General features: G+C 75.2%; 18 protein-coding genes and 2 pseudogenes. 11 read left to right on the top strand and 9 right to left on the bottom strand.

What is annotated here, in order from left to right; all coding sequences use genetic code 11:
- Positions 1 to 171 precede the first annotated feature (171 nt).
- The 7 genes and pseudogenes from OOK31_RS39575 to OOK31_RS25955 form a co-directional block, all read right to left on the bottom strand.
- A complete protein-coding gene (locus OOK31_RS39575; RefSeq protein ID WP_349817350.1) occupies positions 172 to 255 on the bottom strand; it encodes a putative leader peptide in 84 nt (27 codons plus the stop codon).
- A gap of 129 nt (positions 256 to 384) precedes the next feature.
- Complete coding sequence (locus OOK31_RS39570) at positions 385 to 459, bottom strand: hypothetical protein (protein WP_353962696.1); 75 nt, start codon at positions 457 to 459, stop codon at positions 385 to 387.
- A gap of 26 nt (positions 460 to 485) precedes the next feature.
- Entirely contained in the window at positions 486 to 1,166 is a 681-nt protein-coding gene (locus tag OOK31_RS25970) for an HAD family phosphatase (RefSeq protein ID WP_267089762.1), read from the bottom strand.
- A gap of 46 nt (positions 1,167 to 1,212) precedes the next feature.
- Entirely contained in the window at positions 1,213 to 1,692 is a 480-nt protein-coding gene (locus tag OOK31_RS25965; RefSeq protein WP_249764881.1) for an Lrp/AsnC family transcriptional regulator, read from the bottom strand.
- A 54-nt stretch (positions 1,693 to 1,746) separates the two neighbouring features.
- Positions 1,747 to 1,800, bottom strand: a pseudogene (locus OOK31_RS39565) (DUF1295 domain-containing protein); the annotation flags it as partial.
- 54 nt (positions 1,801 to 1,854) lie between these two features.
- Positions 1,855 to 2,601, bottom strand: coding sequence for a DUF1365 domain-containing protein (locus tag OOK31_RS25960; RefSeq protein WP_267089761.1), 747 nt, complete (start codon positions 2,599 to 2,601; stop codon positions 1,855 to 1,857).
- A pseudogene (locus OOK31_RS25955) lies at positions 2,595 to 3,074 on the bottom strand (hypothetical protein); the annotation flags it as partial. The pseudogene OOK31_RS25955 and the gene OOK31_RS25960, both read right to left, overlap by 7 nt.
- Positions 3,075 to 3,418: 344 nt before the next feature.
- Between OOK31_RS25955 and OOK31_RS25950 the strand changes: the two are divergent.
- The 3 genes from OOK31_RS25950 to OOK31_RS25940 are packed head-to-tail and all read left to right on the top strand — an operon-like array spanning position 3,419 to position 7,429.
- Positions 3,419 to 4,972, top strand: coding sequence for an SDR family oxidoreductase (locus tag OOK31_RS25950; RefSeq protein WP_267089760.1), 1,554 nt, complete (start codon positions 3,419 to 3,421; stop codon positions 4,970 to 4,972).
- Positions 4,973 to 4,997: 25 nt separating this feature from the next.
- Positions 4,998 to 6,383, top strand: a complete 1,386-nt coding sequence (locus OOK31_RS25945; protein ID WP_267089759.1) for a deoxyribodipyrimidine photo-lyase — start codon at positions 4,998 to 5,000, stop codon at positions 6,381 to 6,383.
- Positions 6,377 to 7,429, top strand: coding sequence for a MerR family transcriptional regulator (locus tag OOK31_RS25940; RefSeq protein ID WP_267090016.1), 1,053 nt, complete (start codon positions 6,377 to 6,379; stop codon positions 7,427 to 7,429). The genes OOK31_RS25945 and OOK31_RS25940 overlap by 7 nt, the downstream gene beginning before the upstream one ends.
- Here OOK31_RS25940 and OOK31_RS25935 read toward each other — a convergent pair.
- Entirely contained in the window at positions 7,314 to 8,006 is a 693-nt protein-coding gene (locus OOK31_RS25935) for an RNA polymerase sigma factor (RefSeq protein WP_267089758.1), read from the bottom strand. The genes OOK31_RS25940 and OOK31_RS25935 overlap by 116 nt on opposite strands.
- 76 nt (positions 8,007 to 8,082) lie before the next feature.
- On the bottom strand, positions 8,083 to 8,865 hold the full coding sequence (locus OOK31_RS25930; protein ID WP_267089757.1) for a YoaK family protein: 783 nt from the start codon (positions 8,863 to 8,865) through the stop codon (positions 8,083 to 8,085).
- 116 nt (positions 8,866 to 8,981) lie between these two features.
- Here OOK31_RS25930 and OOK31_RS25925 point away from each other — a divergent pair, with 116 nt between their 5' ends.
- From OOK31_RS25925 to OOK31_RS25890, 8 genes are all read left to right on the top strand, one after another.
- Positions 8,982 to 9,575, top strand: coding sequence for a histidine phosphatase family protein (locus tag OOK31_RS25925; protein WP_267089756.1), 594 nt, complete (start codon positions 8,982 to 8,984; stop codon positions 9,573 to 9,575).
- Positions 9,576 to 9,728: 153 nt separating this feature from the next.
- A complete protein-coding gene (locus tag OOK31_RS25920; protein WP_267089755.1) occupies positions 9,729 to 11,855 on the top strand; it encodes an AfsR/SARP family transcriptional regulator in 2,127 nt (708 codons plus the stop codon).
- Positions 11,856 to 11,957: 102 nt separating this feature from the next.
- The gene (locus tag OOK31_RS25915; RefSeq protein WP_267089754.1) at positions 11,958 to 13,478 is read left to right on the top strand and encodes a transposase; all 1,521 of its coding nucleotides are present in this window, start codon (positions 11,958 to 11,960) and stop codon (positions 13,476 to 13,478) included.
- A gap of 95 nt (positions 13,479 to 13,573) precedes the next feature.
- A complete protein-coding gene (locus OOK31_RS25910; RefSeq protein ID WP_267089753.1) occupies positions 13,574 to 14,203 on the top strand; it encodes an NAD(P)H-dependent oxidoreductase in 630 nt (209 codons plus the stop codon).
- 286 nt (positions 14,204 to 14,489) lie between these two features.
- Positions 14,490 to 15,662 carry a 3-deoxy-7-phosphoheptulonate synthase gene (locus OOK31_RS25905; protein WP_267089752.1) on the top strand — a complete coding sequence of 391 codons (1,173 nt, stop codon included), beginning with the start codon at positions 14,490 to 14,492 and terminating at the stop codon, positions 15,660 to 15,662.
- Positions 15,663 to 15,679: 17 nt separating this feature from the next.
- Entirely contained in the window at positions 15,680 to 16,450 is a 771-nt protein-coding gene (locus tag OOK31_RS25900; RefSeq protein ID WP_267090015.1) for a 2,3-dihydro-2,3-dihydroxybenzoate dehydrogenase, read from the top strand.
- Between the two features lie 61 nt (positions 16,451 to 16,511).
- The gene (locus OOK31_RS25895) at positions 16,512 to 17,135 is read left to right on the top strand and encodes an isochorismatase family protein (RefSeq protein WP_267089751.1); all 624 of its coding nucleotides are present in this window, start codon (positions 16,512 to 16,514) and stop codon (positions 17,133 to 17,135) included.
- Positions 17,132 to 19,012, top strand: coding sequence for an anthranilate synthase family protein (locus OOK31_RS25890; protein ID WP_267089750.1), 1,881 nt, complete (start codon positions 17,132 to 17,134; stop codon positions 19,010 to 19,012). Before OOK31_RS25895 ends, OOK31_RS25890 begins: the two co-directional genes overlap by 4 nt.
- Positions 19,013 to 19,024: the final 12 nt, after the last annotated feature.

Raw genomic sequence — 19,024 nt, 5'->3', positions numbered from 1 at the left:
GAGAAGTCAGGGGAAGCGCACGCCACCGCTCCGCCCCCCCGGCCGGGCCGCCCGCCGTCAGGGCGGGGCGGCGCGCCCGGTCACGGGGCGGGTGTGGAAGGGGAGTTCAGGGAGTTCGGGGTGCGCGGAAGGCGAGCGCCGAGCGCTCGTCGTACCGGAAGGAAAAGGGCGTCAGCAGCCGCGGCGACACGCGGCGGAGGCCACCCGCAGCAGGTCGATGTGACCGCGCGTGGTGAGCAGGGCTGAACGCAACATGCGGCAGAACGTAGCCATCCGGCCGTGTACCGGTCAATGGCGTCTCGCCGACTGGACGTTCTGTCTCCGATATTGGGACACCGGGTGTCCGGGCCGCGCCGGCCGTGCGGCCGGCGCGGTGGCGGTTCGTCAGGTGCGGGTGCGGCGGCTGCCCGTCAGACGGCTGCCCGTCAGACGGCTGCCCGTCAGACGGCTGCCCGTCAGACGGCTGCCCGTCAGACGGCTGCCCGTCAGACGGTGGCGCGGCGGGCGGTCAGCCAGGCGTGGGCCGTGGCCGCGCGGAACTCGGGCTGGCCGCCCGGGAAGAGGAGCCCCGCCGACGCGAAGGCCGGGTCGTCGGCGGTGGCCGTCACGTACGGCACGGCCACGCAGTCCATGCCCGCCGCCCGGGCCGCCAGCGCGCCGGGCGCCGCGTCCTCGACGACCACGCAGCGGGCCGGCGGGGTGCCGAGCCGGCGGGCCGCCTCCAGGAACACGTCCGGGGCCGGCTTGCCGTGCGGGACCTCCTCCGCGGAGACCGCCGTGGTCAGCAGCGCGTCCAGACCGGTGCCCTCCAGGACGGCGTCGATCGCCTCGCGCGAGGAGCCGGAGGCCACCGCCATGGGGACGCCCTCGGTGTGCAGCCGCTCGACGAAGGCGCGCATCTCCGGGAAGGCCTCGGTGCGGGTGCGGGCCAGCTCCAGGTAGGCGGCGTTCTGCTCCGCCAGCAGCTGTTCCACCGGGGCCCGCAGGCCGTACCGCTCCTTGAGGACCTCCAGCGTCTCCAGGGTGCCGATGCCGATGAAGCGGGAGTGCTGCTCCCACGTGAAGTCGGGGACGCCGTGCCGCTCCAGGGTGCGGCGGCCCGACTCGTAGTAGTTCGGCTCGCTGTCCACGAGGGTGCCGTCGAGATCGAATATGACGGAAATCATCCGCTGTGCCCGTCCTGCCGGTCGTGTACCTGTCCCGACCATCTTGTCAGGGTTTGCGCGCCGCCCGGCCCACCGATTCGACGAGGGGCAGCAGCCGGTGCGCGACGCGCTCGCGCAAGGCGACCTCGGTACGGGTGCGGACCACGCCCGGGAGCCGGATCAGCCGCTGGATCACGTCCTCCAGGTGGGCGTTGTCCCGTGCCGCCACCCGGGTCAGCAGGTCCCCGCCGCCCGTGATGGAGAACGCCTCGATGATCTCGGGGACCGAGGCGAGGGCGTCGCCCACCTCGTCCAGGTGGCCCTGGGTGACCTCGATGTGCACGAAGGCCAGTACCGGATGGCCGAGCGCCGCGGGGGAGAGGACCGGACCGGTACCGGTGATCACCCCGGTACGTTCCAGCCGGTCCAGGCGGGCCTGGAGGGTGCCGCGCGCCACCCCCAGGATCCGGGCGTACTCGCGCACGCTGGTACGCGGCTGCTCGATCAGCAGGCGCAGGATCCGGGTGTCGAGCTCGTCCACCGCCATGCCAGGACTGTACCAATGGTCCCCTCGCGGACCGCTCGCCTCACCCGGCCCGCAGCCGACCAGGTAGAGGCTCCACCAGAGGCAGAAGTCCCCGAAGTGGTTCGGATGCCGCGTCGCCGGCGCCCGCCGCGCCGGCCGGAAGCGCGGTCACCGTCGTCAGCGTCACTTCACACCCTCCTGGGGTACGTGTCGGGGGCGCGGCGCCACGGGCAGCCCGCGCAGCCACAGCCGCACGCCGTGGAACCGGACGGCCAGCGCCACGGCGGCGGTCGGCCAGGGATGGCGCAGGGCCGCGCGCAGCACACCCGGCAGCCCCGCGGGCCGGCGCCCGCCGCGCACCGTCGCGGTCAGCCGGGCGCCGTCCGCCCCGCCCGCCAGCTGCACCGTCAGGTCGAGCCGGCCGTCCGGCTCCGGCAGCCGCATCCGGTACTCCCCGTCCACCTCGAGGAACGGCGAGACGTGGAACTCCTTGGGCACCCGGCGGGCCCGGTCCGGATCCGAGGCCGTCTCCGGCCCCAACAGGTAGCAGTGCCGTTCGCCGTACGTGTTGTGCACCTCGGCCACCACCTGCCGCAGCGCCCCGTCGGGGCCGTGGCACCAGTACACGGTGAGCGGGTTGAAGACGTACCCGAACACCCGGGCGTGCGCCAGCATCAGCACCCGCGACCCCGGCGGCAGCCCCGCCCCGCGCGCCCGCAGGAAGGCGTCCAGGCCCGCCCGGATCGTCGGCAGTCCGCCCCCGAAGTGGTCCCGCGCCTCGAACCGGGCCAGCACGCCCAACGGGCCCGGCAGCCGGGGCGGTTCGTCGAGGTCGACCAGCCACAGGTACGTACGGTGCCGCAGCGCGTAGCGGTGCCCGCCCGAACGCACGTGCCGGACCTCCGCCTCGTAGAGCGCGGGCCTCACCACCGCACCCCCAGCGCGGCGGCCGCCTCCACGCCCGAGCGGCAGCCGTCCTCGTGGGAGCCCCAGCCGTGGTACGCCCCGGCGAAGGCCGTCACCGGGCCGGACAGGGCGGGCAGCAGCCGCTGCGCGGCCACCGACTCCGGGGTGTGGGCGGGGTGTTCGTAGTCCATCTCGGCGATCACCCGGTCCGGGCGCACCCGTTCGCCCGCGTTCAGCGTGACCACGTACCGCCCCGGACCGTCCAGGCCCTGCAGCCGGTTCATGTCGTAACTGACCCTGATCCGTGCGTCGTCGGGCCCGCAGCCCGACAGCCGGCAGTTCCAGCACGCCCGCGCCCCGGCCGCACGCGGCAGCACCGAGGTGTCGGTGTGCAGCACGGTCGCGCAGTACACCGTGTCCAGCCGCTCCCGCAGCAGCTCCACGTACCGCCGCGAACCGCCCTCCACCGTCCGCCAGCGCGGGGAGCCGCCCACCGACTGGCTCCCGGCCAGCACGTACGCCGCCGTCAGCCCCGCCACGCCCCCGCCGATCACGGCCGTGCGCGGTCGTCCTCGTCCGGTCATCCCGCTCCCTCCGTCGCTGTTGCTTCGGAGCCGGAGGGGCGGCGGATGTGTGCGGGGGTGAAATGGCCGCGCGGAGTTCCGCAAGGGGTGACGCGTGCGCGGCGGTGCATCCGGGAGCGTCCGCCGGGCCGAAAACATCGAGGAAGGGCCTTCGCGGGCGGGGCCGCGGCGTGGTCCGGGGGCGGTCCGCGCCCGGACATGATCAGGTACGAGCGGAGCCGAACGGCCCGGCGGGGCCACGAGGAGCGGAGACGTCCATGGCCGGTCTGCACTGTCTGGTCACCGGGGCCACCGGCTACATCGGCGGCCGGCTGGTGCCCGAGCTCCTCGACGCCGGACACCGCGTCCGCTGCCTGGCCCGCTCCCCGGAGCGGCTGCGCGACCACCCGTGGGCCGGCCGCGCCGAGGTGGTGCGCGGGGACGTCACCGACGCCGCGTCCGTCGCCGGGGCCCTGCGCGGCATCGACGTCGCCTACTACCTCGTCCACGCCCTCGGCACCGGCCCCCGCTTCGAGGAACGCGACCGCTCGGCCGCCCTGATCTTCGCCCGCGAAGCCCGCGCCGCCGGTGTCCGCCGGATCGTCTACCTCGGCGGACTCACCCCCACGGACGTACCGGCCCGCGCGCTCTCCCCGCACCTGCGCTCCCGCGCCGAGGTCGGCGGCATCCTCCTCGCCTCCGGAGTCCCGACGACCGTGCTGCGCGCCGCCGTCATCATCGGTTCCGGGTCCGCCTCCTTCGAGATGCTGCGCTACCTCACCGAGCGGCTGCCCGTCATGGTCACCCCCAGCTGGGTCGGCACCCGGATCCAGCCCGTCGCCGTCCGGGACGTCCTGCGCTACCTCGTCGGCAGCGCCGCCATGCCGCCCGACGTCAGCCGGGCCTTCGACATCGGCGGCCCCGACGTGGTCACGTACGAGGAGATGATGCGCCGCTACGCCGCCGTCGCCCGGCTGCCCCGGAGGCTGATCCTGCGCGTCCCGATGCTCACGCCGCGCCTGTCCAGCCACTGGATCGGCCTGGTCACCCCCGTCCCGAGGGGGCTCGCCCGGCCGCTCGCCGAATCCCTGCGGCACGAGGTCGTCTGCGACGAGCACGACATCGCCGCCTACGTGCCCGACCCGCCCGGCGCCCCGATCGGCTTCGACGAGGCCCTCGCGCTGGCCCTCCAGCGGGTGCGGGAGGCCCAGGTGGCCACCCGCTGGTCCTCCGCCTCCGTGCCGGGCGCGCCCAGCGACCCCCTGCCCACCGACCCCGACTGGGCGGGCGGCAGCCTCTACACCGACGAACGCGAGCTGACCGTCGAGGCCTCGCGGGCCGCGCTGTGGCAGGTCGTCGAGGGCATCGGCGGGGAGAACGGCTGGTACTCCTTCCCGCTCGCCTGGGCCGTACGCGGCTGGCTGGACCGGCTCGTCGGCGGCGTCGGCATCCGGCGCGGACGGCGGGACGCGACCCGGCTGCGGGTGGGTGACTCCCTCGACTTCTGGCGGGTCGAGGAGATCGAACCGGGCCGCCTGCTGCGCCTGCGCGCCGAGATGCGGCTCCCGGGCCTTGCCTGGCTGGAACTCCACGCCACGGACACCCCCGCCGACCCCGGCTCCGGGCCCGCGCCACGGGCGCGGTACCGGCAGCGGGCCCTGTTCCATCCGCACGGCCTGCTCGGTCACCTGTACTGGTGGAGCGTGTCGCCCTTCCACGCCGTCGTCTTCGGCGGCATGGCCCGCAACATCGCCCGTGCCGCCGAGCGGTCCCAGGCCGCATCCGGTGCGGGGCCCGGCGGCGAAGTACCGGGCGACAGCCGTCGCCCATAGGCCGCCTGACACGGAGCCGAGCCCCATGAACATCGCCGTCGTCCTGTACACCTCCGACCTGCGCCTGCACGACCATCCGCCGCTGCGGGCCGCCCTCTCCTCCTGCGACCAGGTGGTCCCGCTCTTCGTCCGCGACCGGGCCGTCGAGGCCGCCGGCTTCGCCCCGCCCAACCGGCTCGCCTTCCTCGCCGACTGCCTCGCCGACCTCGACGCCGCGCTGCGCGACCGAGGCGGCCGCCTCGTGCTGCGTTCCGGCGACGCCGTCGCCGAGGTCTGCGCCCTCGTCCAGGAGACCGACGCCGACGAGGTGCACATGGCGGCCGGGGTGAGCGGCTACGCCCAGGCCCGGGAGGAGCGGCTGCGCACCGCCCTGGAGGCCCGGGGGCGGCGGCTGTACGTCCACGACACGGTCGTCACGGCGGTGGCGCCCGGAGCCGTCCTCCCGGCCGGTTCCGGCTCCGACCACTTCGCCGTCTTCACCCCCTACCTGCGCCACTGGAGCGCCCTGCCCCTGCGGCCCGTGGCCGCCGCCCCCCGCGCCGTACGCGTCCCCGCGGGCATCGGCTCCGAGGAGCCGCCCCGCCGCTCCGCCACCGCCGGGGTCTCCCCGGGCCTGGCGCGCGGCGGGGAGCGCGAGGCCCGCCGGCTGCTGACCGGCTGGCTGCGCTCCGGCATCGCCCGCTACGAGGACACCCGCGACGACCTGGCCGCCGACGCCACCTCCCGGCTCTCCCCGCACCTGCACTTCGGGACCCTCTCGCCCACCGAGGCCGTGCACCGCGCCCGCGCGGCCGGCGGCCCCGGCGCGGAGGCCTTCGTACGGCAGCTGTGCTGGCGCGACTTCCACCACCAGGTCCTCGCCGCCCGCCCCGGGGCCGCCACCCGCGACTACCGCGGCCGCCAGGACCGCTGGCGCACCGGACCCGCCGCCGAGGAGGAGGTCCGGGCCTGGCAGGACGGCCGCACCGGCTACCCGGTGGTCGACGCCGCCATGCGCCAGCTGCGCCACGAGGGCTGGATGCCGGGCCGGGCCCGGCTGCTGGCCGCGAGCTTCCTCACCAAGACCCTCTACGTGGACTGGCGCACCGGAGCCCGCCACTTCCTGGACCTCCTCGTCGACGGCGACCTCGCCAACAACCAGCTCAACTGGCAGTGGGTGGCCGGCACCGGCACCGACACCCGCCCCAACCGGGTCCTCAACCCCGTCCGCCAGGGCCTGCGCTTCGACCCCGACGGCGCGTACGTGCACCGCTGGGTGCCCGAGCTCGCCGGGCTGCCCGCGCCCCGCGTGCACGAGCCCTGGCGGCTGCCGACCCCGGAGCGGGCCCGCTACGACTACCCCGAACCGCTGTGCGGGCTCGCCGACGGCCTCGAACGCCTCCGCCGGGGCCGCCCCGGCGCCGTATCGTGAGCCGGGTGGACCCCGCGCCGCCGCCCCCCGCACCCGCCCTGAGCACGGGCGCCGTCGCCCGCCGCCTCGGGGTCTCCCCGACCACCCTGCGCTCCTGGGAGCGCCGCTACGCCATCGGCCCGGCCCGCCGGGAGGACGGCCGGCACCGCCGCTGGACCCCGCAGGACATCGCCCGGCTGGAGGAGATGTGCCGGCTCACCGCGCGGGGCGTACCCCCGTCCGAGGCGGCGCGGGCCGCGCTCGGCGGAGCTCCCGGCGCCCCCGCCGTGACCCGTGCGGCGGCCGTGACGCCGGGCGGGCCCGGCGCCCTCCCGCTCGGGGAGGTACGGCCGGAGGCCCGGGGGCTCGCACGGGCCGCCGTACGCCTGGACGCGCCGGCCGTGGCCGACCTGCTCGACTCCGCCCTGGCCGGGCACGGCCTCGTCACGGCGTGGGAGGAGGTCATCGCGCCGACCCTGCACGCCGTGGGCCGCAAGTGGGCGTCGGCGGGGGAGCGTTACGTGGAGGTGGAGCACCTGCTGTCCTGGCACGTCTCCGCCGCCCTGCACCGGATCCGGCCCGCGCCGCAGCGCACGGCGGAGCCCCCGGTGCTCCTCGCGTGCACGCCGGGGGAGTTGCACAGCCTGCCCGTGGAGGCGCTGGCCGCGGCCCTCGGCGAACGGGGCCTGCCGGTACGGATGTTCGGCGCCGCCCTGCCCGCGGAGGCCCTGCGTGACGCGGTACGGCGTACGGGGCCGCGTGCCGCGGTGCTCTGGTCGCAGTCCCGGACCACCGCCGACCACGCCCTCGCCCGCTCGGTCGCCGGCATCGAATGGGGGCTGCGCGGGGCGCGCGGCCACTCCGCGCTGCTCCTCGCGGGGCCCGGCTGGGGTGCGCAGCCCCAGGGGCCGCGCACGGAACGGCTGTTCGCGCTGCGTTCCGGGATCGAGGTCATCGAGGCGCTGCTCGTGCGGGCTCCGGGCCCGGCCGCCCCTGGCCCGCCCGCCCAGGGCCCGGCTCCATCGACCGGCGCAGGACGCGCAACGCCCGCCTCATATGGCTCTTGACGGTGCCCAGCGGGAGCCCGGTGCGGTCGGCGATCTGGCTCTGGGTCAGGTCGGCGTAGAAGGCCAGGCACAGGACGCGCCGCTGCGCGGACGGCAGCCGGGCCAGTTCCCCGAGGACCAGGACCCGGTCCAGGACCTGTTCCGCCTCGGGCCGCCCGGCGGCGGGGCCGGGGCCGTCGGCGAGCGGGGGGACGCCGTGCGCGGCCACCGCGGCGGCCGCCGCCACGGCGCGGGTGCGGCGGGTGCGGGCCTCCAGGGCGTCGGCGACCTTGTGGCGGGTGATGCCGGTGAGCCAGGCCCCGAACCCGCCCGGCCCGGGGCGGTAGCCGCGCCGGCCCCGCCAGGCCGCGAGGAACACCTGCTGGGTCACGTCCTCGGCCTCGCGGTCGTCGCCCAGGGCGCGCCGGGCCAGGCAGTGAACGAGGGGCCGCCAGCGCCGGTAGACCGCCTCCACGCAGGCCTCGTCGCCCGCCGCGAAACCGGCGCCGAGGGCGCTCTCGGGGGCGGGCGCGGGCGCGGTGTCCGGGGCCGCGGCGAGGGCGGTGGTGGCACGGGCCGTCGCGGGGTGGTCGTCCATGGCACGAGCCTCGCGAGGGCGGGATCGGGAGCCAAGTTGCATCGTTTTCGCAGCGAATTGTTCGCGGGCGGAGCCGTCAGCGGCCGGAGCGCAGCGCGGGCCCCTTCCGGTGGGTCAGGGCCACCGTCAGCACCAGCACGGCGGCGGGCAGCAGCAGCCAGTTCACCGTCAGGCCCGCCCGCACCAGCAGCGCCCCCGTGCACCCGCCGACGAACATCGCGGACACCGCCCAGGCCCGCCGCCCCCAGCCGCCGCCCGTCCCGTACCCGAAGGCGCTGTCGTGGCCCAGGGCCGAACCGCCGAGGAAGGCCGTCATGGACCGGGTGACGAGGGTGGTCGGCACCCCGGGCAGGTTGACCCGCATGCTCGTGATGTTGCGGAAGCCCATGGCCAGCGCCAGCACGGCCGCCGCCAGCAGGTGCCGGGAGGCCGGCGCCCCGTAGCGGGGTTCCAGACCCCAGCCGATGCCCGCCGCGACCAGGATCAGCGCCGCCTCGACGAGCAGGCCCAGCACGAACCAGTGCCGCCCCCGCGACTCGGCGGCGGCCTCCAGCCGGGCCGCGCACACCGCCCCGGCGGCGAACGAGGCCAGCGAGAGCGCCGGGGCGAGCGCGGGCAGATCGCCCTGGTGGGCGGCGCCGAAGGACAGGAAGAGCACGTTGCCGGTCTGCATCGCGGTGAAGACCGGCCCCAGCGCGAGCAGGCTGACCGCCTCGATCAGCCCGGTCACCCAGGTCAGCACCAGCAGCGGGAGGGTCAGGTACGCCCGCGAGGGCGCGGGTGAGCAGGCCGCCTCCGCCCCGCCCGCCCCGTCCGCCCCGTCCGCCGCACCTGTGGCACCCGTCGCACCCGTGTTCATGACGCCCGACCGTTCATGACGCCCGACAGTGACACGATCGCCCCGCCGGCCCGCCGCCGACATGCCGCACTCCGCCCGGACGGGCCCTCCCGGCCCGGCCGTCTAAGGTCCGGAACATGAGTGATCTGATGCTTGTACGGCACGGTGAGACGGCATGGAGCGCCAACGGGCGCCACACGGGACTGACCGACGTGCCCCTGACCGCGTACGGGGTCGAGGAAGCGGTCTCCCTGGCCCCCTTCTTCCGCGACCGGCACCCCGCCCTGGTCCTGACCAGCCCCCTCAGCCGGGCCGTGGCCACGGCCGAACTCGCCGGACTCGGCGACGGAGTTCCCGAGCCCGACCTCCACGAGTGGGACTACGGCGGCTACGAGGGCGTGACCACCGCCGAGATCCAGCGCATCCGGCCCACCTGGTCGCTGTGGACCGACGGCGTCCCGCCGGGGGACGCGCACCACCCCGGCGAGAGCGCGGCACAGGTCGGGGCCCGCGCCGACCGGGTCCTGGCCCGGGTCGGCGAGGTCCTGCGCGCCGACCGGGGCGACGTCGTGCTCGTCGCCCACGGACACTTCCTGCGCGTGCTCACGGCCCGTTACCTCGGCCTGTCGCCGGCCGACGGGAGGCTCTTCCTGCTGCGTACAGGAACCGTCAGCGTGCTGTCCACGGAGCACGGACTTCCGGTGGTGTCCGGCTGGAACACCCGCCCCTGACGCGGCAGTCGGCGCCCACCGGCCGGGGCCCGGGCGGCTGTCCAGGGGGCCCGAGCGAGTCCATAGCGGGGAGTGACCGGACATATACCGCCACTCGCGTATGTTTTCGAAGCGGCAGGCCGGCAGGGCACACCGTGCAGAGAGGAGCCGTCCATGGAGTCCATCGCGCTGGTCCCGCGGGATCCCGCCGCCCCCGGGGAGCCGGCGCTGCGGATCGGCGTGCTCGGCCCCCTCGACGTACGCCTCGACGGAGCCTCCCGGACGCCCACCGCGCCGCAGGTCAGGCGGGTCCTGGCCGTCCTCCTGCTGCGCGCCGGCCGGCCCGTCCCGCTCTCCGCCCTGATCGAGGAGCTCTGGGAGACGGACCCGCCGCGGCTGGCCCGCAAGACCGTCCAGACCTACGTGTACCAGCTGCGCCGCGCCCTGGACCGGCCGCTCGGCCGCCAGACCGCCGAACGGCTGGAGACCCGCACGAACGGCTACCTGCTGCGGCTGCGCCCGGAGGAGGTCGACCTGTGGGACTTCGAGCGCCGGGTCGCGACCGCCCGGACCGCCCTGGACGCGGGGCGGGCCCAGGAGGCGGCCGGCGCCCTGCGCGAGGCCCTGGCCCTGTGGCGGGGGGACGCCTTCGCCGACGTACCGGCCGGGCCGGAACTCGCCGCCCGCGTCACCCGGATCGAGGCGACCAGGATCAGCGCCCTGGAGATGCGCGTCCAGGCCGACCTCCAGCTCGGCCGGCACGGCGCCCTGCTCGACGAACTGCGCCAGCTCACCGCCGAACACCCGCTCAACGAGCGGCTCGCCGCCGACCTGGTGCTCGCCGCGCACCGCTCCGGGCAGCGAGCCACCGCCCTCGACGCCTTCACCCGGCTGCGCCGCAACCTCGTACGGGAACTCGGCATCGAGCCCTCCGACTGGGTCCGCAAGCTCCAGCAGGACGTGCTGAGCGCCTCGCCCGCGCTGGGCGTCCCGACCCCCGTGCACCTGGTGCGCGGCGCCCGGCCCGGGCAGCCCGACCCCGCCCCCGGGTCCGTGGCCCCGCCCGGACTCCAGGCGGCCCCCGCACCGGTGGCGGCGGAGGTGCCGCCCGCGCCCGCCGTGGCGGCCGCCCCCGCGATCCCCCGGCTGTCCCAACTGCCGCCCGACACCCCGGACTTCACCGGCCGGCGGCGGGAACTGGAGCGGCTGCTCACCCTGGCCACCCCCGGCGAGGCCGCCGAGCGGCGCACCGCGCCCCGCATCGTCACCGTCCTCGGCGGCATCGGCGCGGGCAAGAGCGTGCTCGCGGTGCGCGCCGCCCACCTGCTCAGTGGCCGGTTCCCCGACGGCCAGCTGTACGCCCGCCTGCACAGCGACCGCGAGACCCCTCTCAACCCGACCCTGATCCTGCGTTCCTTCCTGCGCGACCTGCACCTGGACTCCGTACCGACCTCGGACGGGGACCCCGGCGGCTGGGCGGAGGACGAACTCGCCCGGCGGTTCCGGGACCACACCGCGGGCCGGGCCCTGCTGCTGCTCCTGGAGGACGCGGCGTCCGCGCGGCAGATCCTGCCGCTGCTGCCCGGCGGGGACCGCAGCACGGTCATCGCCACCTCGCGGGTGCGGCTGCCCGGCCTGCCCGGCGCGGCGCACCTGACGGTGGGGCCGATGAGCACCGACGACGGAGCCGCGCTGTTCTCCTCCGTCATCGGGCCCGAGCGGGCCGCGGGCCATCCCGCCGCCGTGCGGAGCATCGTCCGGCTCATGGGTCATGTCCCGCTCGGGATCCGGGCGATGGGGGAGACCCTCGACGCCCGCCCGATGTGGTCGGCGACCGATTTCGCCGAACGACTGGCCAACGAGAGCCAAAGACGGGTAGAACTGCGCGCAGGAACCTGGGACGTCCTCGCCCGGGTGGAGCAGTCCTGCGCCAGGCTCCCCGGCCGTGCGCGCGAGGCGCTGACCGTGCTGAGCCGCTCGGTCACGGGCACCTTCGGCGTCCGTGACGCGGCGCAGCTGCTGGGGCTCCCCACGGACTCCGCCGAACAGGTGCTGGGCATCCTGCTCGACCACCACGCCGTCGAACTGGGGCCGTTGACCTACAGCGCGGCCTCCGAAGCGGCGTCGGCGACCTTCCGGATCCCGGAGCTGATCCGCCTCGCGCTCATGGGCGACGCGGACCCGGCGGGACGGGAACGGGCGGCACTGGCCGCTCCCGGGCCGGTCGCCGCGTACGCGGGCCACCGGGGCACGGAACCCGGATTTCCCGATCCTTTGCCTCCGCTTGGTCGCCTGGCCTGAGGCTGCGTCCTGGCGGAGGCCGTGTTTTCGCCGCGGCCGCCGCCCGCAGACACTGGCAGGCGGGCCGGCCGGGGTGACCCCCCGGCCGGAGGGGAGACTTCCATGAGGAGCACGATCCTGCGGCACGACAGCGCGACCGGCACCACCGCCGCGGTCGCCGCGGCCGACGGCCCCGGCGGGAACGCCGGCCACGGGGCCGCGGCCGCCACCGGACGGCCGCAGCAGCGGACCGCCGACCACGGCGGCGAATGCGCCGCCCCGGAGAGCGCCCGGCGCGCCGACGGCCAGGACGCGGTGGTGTTCGAGCTGTGCTCGGGCCTCTTCGCGTCCATGCCCCGGACCGACCAGCGGGTGAAGGCCATCCACTACGTCCGGGGCCTGCTCGGCGCCGAGGGCCGCAAGTCCATCAGGAACATCGCGACGCTGCTGGGCGGCGACGCCGCCGAGCAGAGCCTGCACCACTTCATCTCCAGCTCCACCTGGGACTGGACACCGGTCCGGCGGGCGCTGGCCCAGCACATCGAACGGGTCGCGCCGCCCCAGGCGTACGTGGTGCAGCCCATGATCATCCCGAAGGCGGGGGAGACCTCCGTCGGGGTCGAGCGGCGCTTCGTACCCGAACTCGGCCAGGTGATCAACGCCCAGCAGGCGGTGGGCGTCTGGGCGGCCGCCGACGACTGGAGCTCCCCGCTGCACTGGCGGCTCCACCTGACCCAGCGGTGGCTGGAGGACGAGAACCGGCGCAACCAGGCCTCCATCCCCGACACCACCGTCCAGGAAAGCCTCGCCCAGTGTTCGGTCGAGGCCTACCTCCAGATGATCAGGGGCTCCGGACTGCCCGTCCGGCCGCTGGTCATGGACGCGCGCCACTCCGACATCGTGACCACCGTGCACCGGCTGCGGGCCGCCGGCACCCCCTGGCTGCTGCGGGTGGACCCGTCCGTACGCCTCACCGTGCTGGAAGCGACCTTCCCCCGGCGCGGCGCCAGCATGACCGCCCAGCAGATCATGTCCACCGCCTGGCACATGCGCCAGCTGGAACCCCGCAGGCAGGCGCCGGGCCAGGCCGGTCCCCCGGGCCGGACCGGCCTGCCGGGAGTTCCCGGACAGCCGGACCGGCACGCCCGGCAGGGGCCGCAGCCCGGTCAGGCAGGGCACCTGAGAGCCGTGCGCGGCCCGGGCTCCCTGGTCGCCGTCGCCGCCACCCTCACCGCCGACACCCGCCTCCCCGGAGGCCGTCCGGGCGGCCGCCCGGAGGAACTGCTGCTGCTCGGCGTCACCGACGACGGGCAGTGGCCGGCCGAGCTGTGGCTCACCGACCTGACGGGCCTGCGCCCCGCCGAACTGACCCAGCTGATCCGGCTCACCCACCGGGTGGAACGGGACCTGACCGAGGTCGCCGACCAGGTCGGCATCCGGGACTTCTCCGGCCGCTCCTTCAACGGCTGGCACCGGCACGCCACCCTCGCCTCCGCCGCGCACGCCATAGCCCTCCTCAGCGGCCGGCCGCAGGCCAGGCGCGTCCCCCGGGACGTGGCGGACCTGACCGATCCGGTTCGCCCCGGGGGGCTCGGCGCGGGGTACCTGACGGACCTTGGGGACCGACCTGACCTAGCGAGCTGAGCAGTTGACGGATCGTCCGACGAGCCGTTGGCCGCGCCCGCCTCCTCGAACAGGATCGGGGCATTCCAGCCGAACGAACCGAGGGATTCCCGGATATGACCAAGGTCGCCGTCATCTACTACTCCTCGCAGGGGAACGTCCACCAGCTCGCCGTGGCCGCCGCGGCGGCCGCCGAGAAGGCGGGCGCCGAGGTGCGGCTGCGCCGGACCGCCGAACTGACCACCGAGACCGTCGTACCGGGCAACGACACCTGGAACGCGAACTGGGCCGAGCACCTGGCCGCCGTCGCCGACGTCCCCGAGGCCACGCTCGACGACCTCGAATGGGCCGACGCGGTGCTGTGGGGGACCCCGGGCCGCTACGGCCTCCCCGCGGCCTCGCTCAAGCAGTTCATCGACCAGACCCTCCCGCTGCACTCCAAGCGCGGGCTGCTGAACAAGGTGATGTCCTCGTTCACCTCCACCGCCACCCTCCACGGCGGCCAGGAGAGCACCCTCCTCGCGCTGAACAACGCCTTCTACCACTGGGGCGCGATCATCGTCCCGCCCGGCGTCGCCGACCCGATCCAGCTGGCCCCGACCAACGGAAACCCGTACGGCGTCAGCAGCGTCTCGCGCAACGAGGCCGGCAACGTCACCGACGACAACCTGGCCGCCATCGAGTACCAGGCCCGCCGCACCGTGGAGATCACCACCGCCCTCCGCACGGGCCTCGCCGCGTCCTAGCCCCGCCTGCGCCCCCGGGCCGCGCACCCACCGCAGGACCCCGCGACCGCTCCCCGGCCCCCTCCCGGCCCGGGAGTCCCGGGTCGGGCCCGAGCAGGGGCGGCGGCCGTCCCCGCCGTCCCCCGCGCACCGCCCCCGGCCCGGGGTGGGGCGGCGGCCGTCCCCGCCGCCCCCACGCACACTCCCCGCCCGGCCAGGGCCCCCGCACCCTCCCTCCCTCCTCTCCCTTGCCGCGCCGCGCCGTCCGCGCGGAGCGCGCCCCTGCCCATCTACTCGGAGGAACTCCGTGGACAACGCCGATATCGGCATCCGGCTGAAACCCGCGCTGCAGCAGCCGGACTGGGACGACCCCGCCCAGCTGAACCGGGTACGGGAGGAACTCCTCGCCCGGGCCCCGCTGGTCGACGGCGAGGACATCCGCACCCTGCGCGGCCTGCTCGCCCGGGTGGCCGCAGGCCAGGCCCACGTGGTCCAGGTCGGCGACTGCGCCGAGGACCCCGCCGAATGCACCGCCGACCACGTCTCCCGCAAGGCCGCCGTCCTCGACCTGCTCGCCGGCTCCCTGCGCCTGATCACCGGCAAGCCCGTGCTCCGCGTCGGCCGGATCGCCGGCCAGTACGCCAAACCGCGCTCGAAGCCCACCGAAGAGGTCGACGGCGTCGAAATGCCCGTCTTCCGGGGCCACATGGTCAACGGTCCCGAGGCCGACCCCGACAGCCGCCGCCCCGACCCGCTGCGGCTGCTCACCGGCTACATGGCCGCCGACGACGTCATGCGCAACCTCGGCTGGCGCTCCGGCGCGGCCGGCGCCGGCATCGACGCCAAGGTGTGGACCAGCCACGAAGCCCTGCTCCTCGACTACGAGGTGTCCATGCTCCGCCCCGACGGCGCGGGCGGCATGATGCTGGCCTCCACCCACTGGCCCTGGATCGGCGAACGCACCCGCCAGGTCGACGGAGCCCACGTCGAACTGCTCTCCCGCGTCAGCAACCCGGTCGCCTGCAAGGTCGGCCCCAACATGACGACCGCCGAGCTGCTCGCCCTGTGCGAACGCCTCGACCCGCACCGCGAGCCCGGCCGCCTCACCCTCATCTCCCGCATGGGCGCCGACGCCCTCCCCGACGCCCTCCCGCCGCTCGTCACCGCCGTACGCGAGGCCGGGCACCCGGTGATCTGGCTGACGGACCCGATGCACGGCAACACCGTCAGCACCCCCGACGGCTACAAGACCCGCTACGTCGCCACCGTCGAACGCGAGGCCGTCGCCTTCCACTTCGCCGTCACCGAGGCCGGCGGCGTCGCCGGCGGTTTCCACCTGGAGACCACCCCCGACGCCGTCACCGAATGCGTCTCGGACCCCTCCGCCGTGGAGCGGGTCGGCGAGTTCTACACCAGTCACTGCGACCCCCGACTCAACCCCGGACAGGCCATCTCGGTCGTGTCCAGCTGGAGTTACTGATGCCCGGCACGGACGGTATGGACGGCACCATCGCCCTGGTCACCGGCGCGGCCGGCGGGATCGGCGGCGCGGTGGCCCAGGCACTCGGACGGCGCGGGGTCCTCGTCGCCGCCGTCGACCGCGACCCGGAGCAGCTGCACCGGGCCGTCGCCGAACTCACCTCCCAAGGCGTCAAGGCCACCGCCTACCCCACCGACGTCACCGACAGCGCCGACGTCGAGCGCACCGTCGAGGCCGTCGAACGCGAACTCGGCCCCATCGGCCACCTCGTGAACGCCGCCGGCATCCTGCGCCTGGGCCAGGCCCGCGAGTTCACCGACGAGGACTGGAACGCCACCTTCGCCGTCAACGCGACCGGTGTCTTCCACGTCTCGCGCGCCGTCGTCAACCGGATGGCCGAACGCGCCAAGGGCTCCCTCGTCACCGTCGCCTCCAACGCGGCCGGCACCCCCCGTACCGACATGTCCGCCTACGCCGCGTCCAAGGCCGCCGCCACCATGTTCACCAAGAGCCTCGGCCTGGAGGTCGCCCGCCACGGAATCCGCTGCAACGTGGTCGCCCCCGGCTCCACCGACACGCCGATGCTGCGCTCCATGTGGCACGACGAGTCCGGCCCCCGCGCCTCCATCGAGGGCCACGGGGAGTCGTACCGCGTCGGCATCCCGCTCGGCCGGCTCGCCCAGCCCTGGCACATCGCCGACGCCGTCGTCTTCCTGCTCTCCGACGAGGCCTCCCACATCACCCTGCACACCCTGACCGTCGACGGCGGAGCCACCCTCGGCGTCTGACCGCCGACCGGATCCGCCCCCCACCCATCCCTTCCGCGCAACGAAGCAACGAGAGGACGCCATGGCCGGCATCCCGACCATCGAGGCCTACCCGATGCCGACATCGGGGGACCTGCCCCTCAACACCGCCGCCTGGTCCGTGGACCCGGCCCGCGCCGTGTTGCTGGTCCACGACATGCAGCGCTACTTCCTGGCCCCCCTGCCCGAGCCCCTGCGCTCCGAACTCGTCCGCAACGCCGCGCTGCTGCGCGAGCGCTGCGCCGACCTCGGCGTGCCGGTCGCCTACACCGCCCAGCCGGGCGGGATGACCGACCGGCAGCGCGGCCTGCTCCGGGACTTCTGGGGCCCGGGGATGCGCACCTCGCGCGCCGACCGCGAGATCGTCGAACCCCTCGCCCCCCGACCCGAGGACTGGGTGCTCACCAAGTGGCGCTACAGCGCCTTCCACCACACCGACCTGCTGGCCCGCATGCGCGACTCCGGCCGCGACCAGCTCGTCGTGTGCGGGGTGTACGCCCACGTCGGGGTGCTGGCCACCGCCGTCGAATCCTTCAGCCACGACATCGAGACCTTCCTCGTCGCCGACGCCCTCGCCGACTTCTCCGAGGAGGACCACCGCCGCACCCTCTCCTACGCCGCCCAGCGCTGCGCCGTGGTCACCACCGCGAAGGAGGTCCTCGTATGACCGCCGCCCGGCCCGCCGGCGGGGACCTGCTGTCCCTGGTCCTGTCCCCCGAACCGCCCCCCTTCGCCCTGCTGCACCGGCCCGCCGCCACCGGACCGGGCGTCCTGGAGGTGCTCGTCGGCGAGGTGTCCACGCCCGCCACCCTGGACGCCGTACCCCTCGCCCCGGCCCCGGGCGTCCCCGGACGGCACGAGGCCCTGGTCCTCGTACCCTTCCGGCAGATCCACGAACGCGGCTTCGAAGCCCCCGACGACGGCTCCCCGCTGCTCGCCCTGACCGTCACCGGCCAGGAACGCGTCCCGCTCGCCGAGGCCCTCGCCCGCATCGAGGACCGGCCCATCACGCTCTCCGGCGGCGCCTTCGACATCGACGACGCCGCGTACGCGGACATCGTGCGCCGCGTCATCGCCGACGAGATCGGCACCGGCGAAGGCGCCAACTTCGTCATCAAGCGCTCCTTCACCACCGAGATCGAGGGCTACACCCCGCACAGCGCCCTCACCCTCTTCCGGCGCCTGATGGAGCAGGAGTCCGGCGGCTACTGGACCTTCGTCGCGCACACCGGCGGCCGCACCTTCGTCGGCGCCACCCCCGAACGCCACATCAGCGTGCAAGGCGGCACCGCCGTCATGAACCCCATCAGCGGCACCTACCGCTACCCGGCCACCGGCCCCACGCTGCCGCAGGTCATGGACTTCCTCGCGGACCGCAAGGAGACCGACGAGCTGTACATGGTCGTCGACGAGGAACTCAAGATGATGGCCCGGATCTGCGAGGGCGGCGGCCGGGTCGTCGGCCCCTACCTCAAGGAGATGGCCCGCCTCGCGCACACCGAGTACCTGATCGAGGGCCGCACCACCCGCGACCCCCGCGAGATCCTGCGCGAGACCCTCTTCGCCCCCACCGTCACCGGCAGCCCCCTGGAGAGCGCCTGCCGCGTCATCAGCCGCTACGAGCCCCAGGGCCGCGGCTACTACAGCGGGGTCGCCGCCCTCATCGGACGCGACGAGCGGGGCGAGCGCGAGATGGACTCCGTGATCCTGATCCGCACCGCCGACATCGACCCCGCCGGACAGGTCAGGATCGGCGTCGGCGCCACCCTGGTGCGCCACTCCGACCCCGAGTCCGAGGTCGCCGAGACCAAGGCCAAGGCCGCCGGGCTGCTCGCCGCCCTGGAGTCCGACCGTCCCACCGGCTTCTCCGCCCACCCCGACGTACGGGCCGCCCTGGCCCGGCGCAACGACTCCATCGCCGGGTACTGGCTGGCGGGCGCCGCGGAACGGGCCCTGCCGCGGCCCTCGCTGGCCGGCCGCTCGGTCCTCGTCATCGACGCCGAGGACACCTTCACCTCGATGATCGCCCACCAGCTGCGCTCCATGGGGCTGGAGGTGACGGTGAGCCGCTTCGACGAGCCGTACTCCCTCGACGCCCACGACCTGGTCGTCATGGGCCCCGGCCCCGGCGACCCCCGCGACACGAACCACCCGAAGATCGCCCGGCTCACCGCCGACGTCCGCCGGCTCCTCGCCGAACGCAGGCCCTTCCTCGCCGTCTGCCTCAGCCACCAGGTGCTCTCCCGCGAACTGGGCCTGGAACTGGCCCGCCGGGACACCCCCAACCAGGGCGTCCAGCGGCAGATCACCCTCTTCGGATCCACCGAACACGTCGGCTTCTACAACACGTTCGCCGCCCGCGCCGCCGAGGACAAGGCCGAGTGCGAGGGCGTCGGAATCGTCGAGGTCAGCCGCGACCCCGACACCGACGAGGTCCACGCCCTGCGCGGACCCCACTTCGCCTCCATGCAGTTCCATCCCGAGTCGGTCCTCACCCGGGACGGCGTCCGCATCGTCGAGTCCCTGCTGAACGACCTCGTCTGACCACCACTTCCC

Origin of the sequence: Streptomyces sp. NBC_00249, from assembly GCF_026342355.1 — a bacterium.
GTDB lineage: Bacteria > Actinomycetota > Actinomycetes > Streptomycetales > Streptomycetaceae > Streptomyces.
This window is presented reverse-complemented; position numbering and strand designations above follow the sequence as displayed.

Excerpts from the sequence above, each read along its gene's own strand:
- OOK31_RS25890 (WP_267089750.1), top strand. The coding sequence starts at position 17,132 with ATGACCGCCGCCCGGCCCGCCGGCGGGGACCTGCTGTCCCTGGTCCTG.
- OOK31_RS25910 (WP_267089753.1), top strand. The coding sequence starts at position 13,574 with ATGACCAAGGTCGCCGTCATCTACTACTCCTCGCAGGGGAACGTCCAC.
- OOK31_RS25930 (WP_267089757.1), bottom strand. The coding sequence starts at position 8,865 with ATGAACACGGGTGCGACGGGTGCCACAGGTGCGGCGGACGGGGCGGAC.
- OOK31_RS25970 (WP_267089762.1), bottom strand. The coding sequence starts at position 1,166 with ATGATTTCCGTCATATTCGATCTCGACGGCACCCTCGTGGACAGCGAG.
- OOK31_RS25965 (WP_249764881.1), bottom strand. The coding sequence starts at position 1,692 with ATGGCGGTGGACGAGCTCGACACCCGGATCCTGCGCCTGCTGATCGAG.
- OOK31_RS25945 (WP_267089759.1), top strand. The coding sequence starts at position 4,998 with ATGAACATCGCCGTCGTCCTGTACACCTCCGACCTGCGCCTGCACGAC.
- OOK31_RS25925 (WP_267089756.1), top strand. The coding sequence starts at position 8,982 with ATGAGTGATCTGATGCTTGTACGGCACGGTGAGACGGCATGGAGCGCC.
- OOK31_RS25950 (WP_267089760.1), top strand. The coding sequence starts at position 3,419 with ATGGCCGGTCTGCACTGTCTGGTCACCGGGGCCACCGGCTACATCGGC.
- OOK31_RS25895 (WP_267089751.1), top strand. The coding sequence starts at position 16,512 with ATGGCCGGCATCCCGACCATCGAGGCCTACCCGATGCCGACATCGGGG.
- OOK31_RS25915 (WP_267089754.1), top strand. The coding sequence starts at position 11,958 with ATGAGGAGCACGATCCTGCGGCACGACAGCGCGACCGGCACCACCGCC.
- OOK31_RS25900 (WP_267090015.1), top strand. The coding sequence starts at position 15,680 with ATGGACGGCACCATCGCCCTGGTCACCGGCGCGGCCGGCGGGATCGGC.
- OOK31_RS25935 (WP_267089758.1), bottom strand. The coding sequence starts at position 8,006 with ATGGACGACCACCCCGCGACGGCCCGTGCCACCACCGCCCTCGCCGCG.
- OOK31_RS39575 (WP_349817350.1), bottom strand. The coding sequence starts at position 255 with ATGTTGCGTTCAGCCCTGCTCACCACGCGCGGTCACATCGACCTGCTG.
- OOK31_RS25920 (WP_267089755.1), top strand. The coding sequence starts at position 9,729 with ATGGAGTCCATCGCGCTGGTCCCGCGGGATCCCGCCGCCCCCGGGGAG.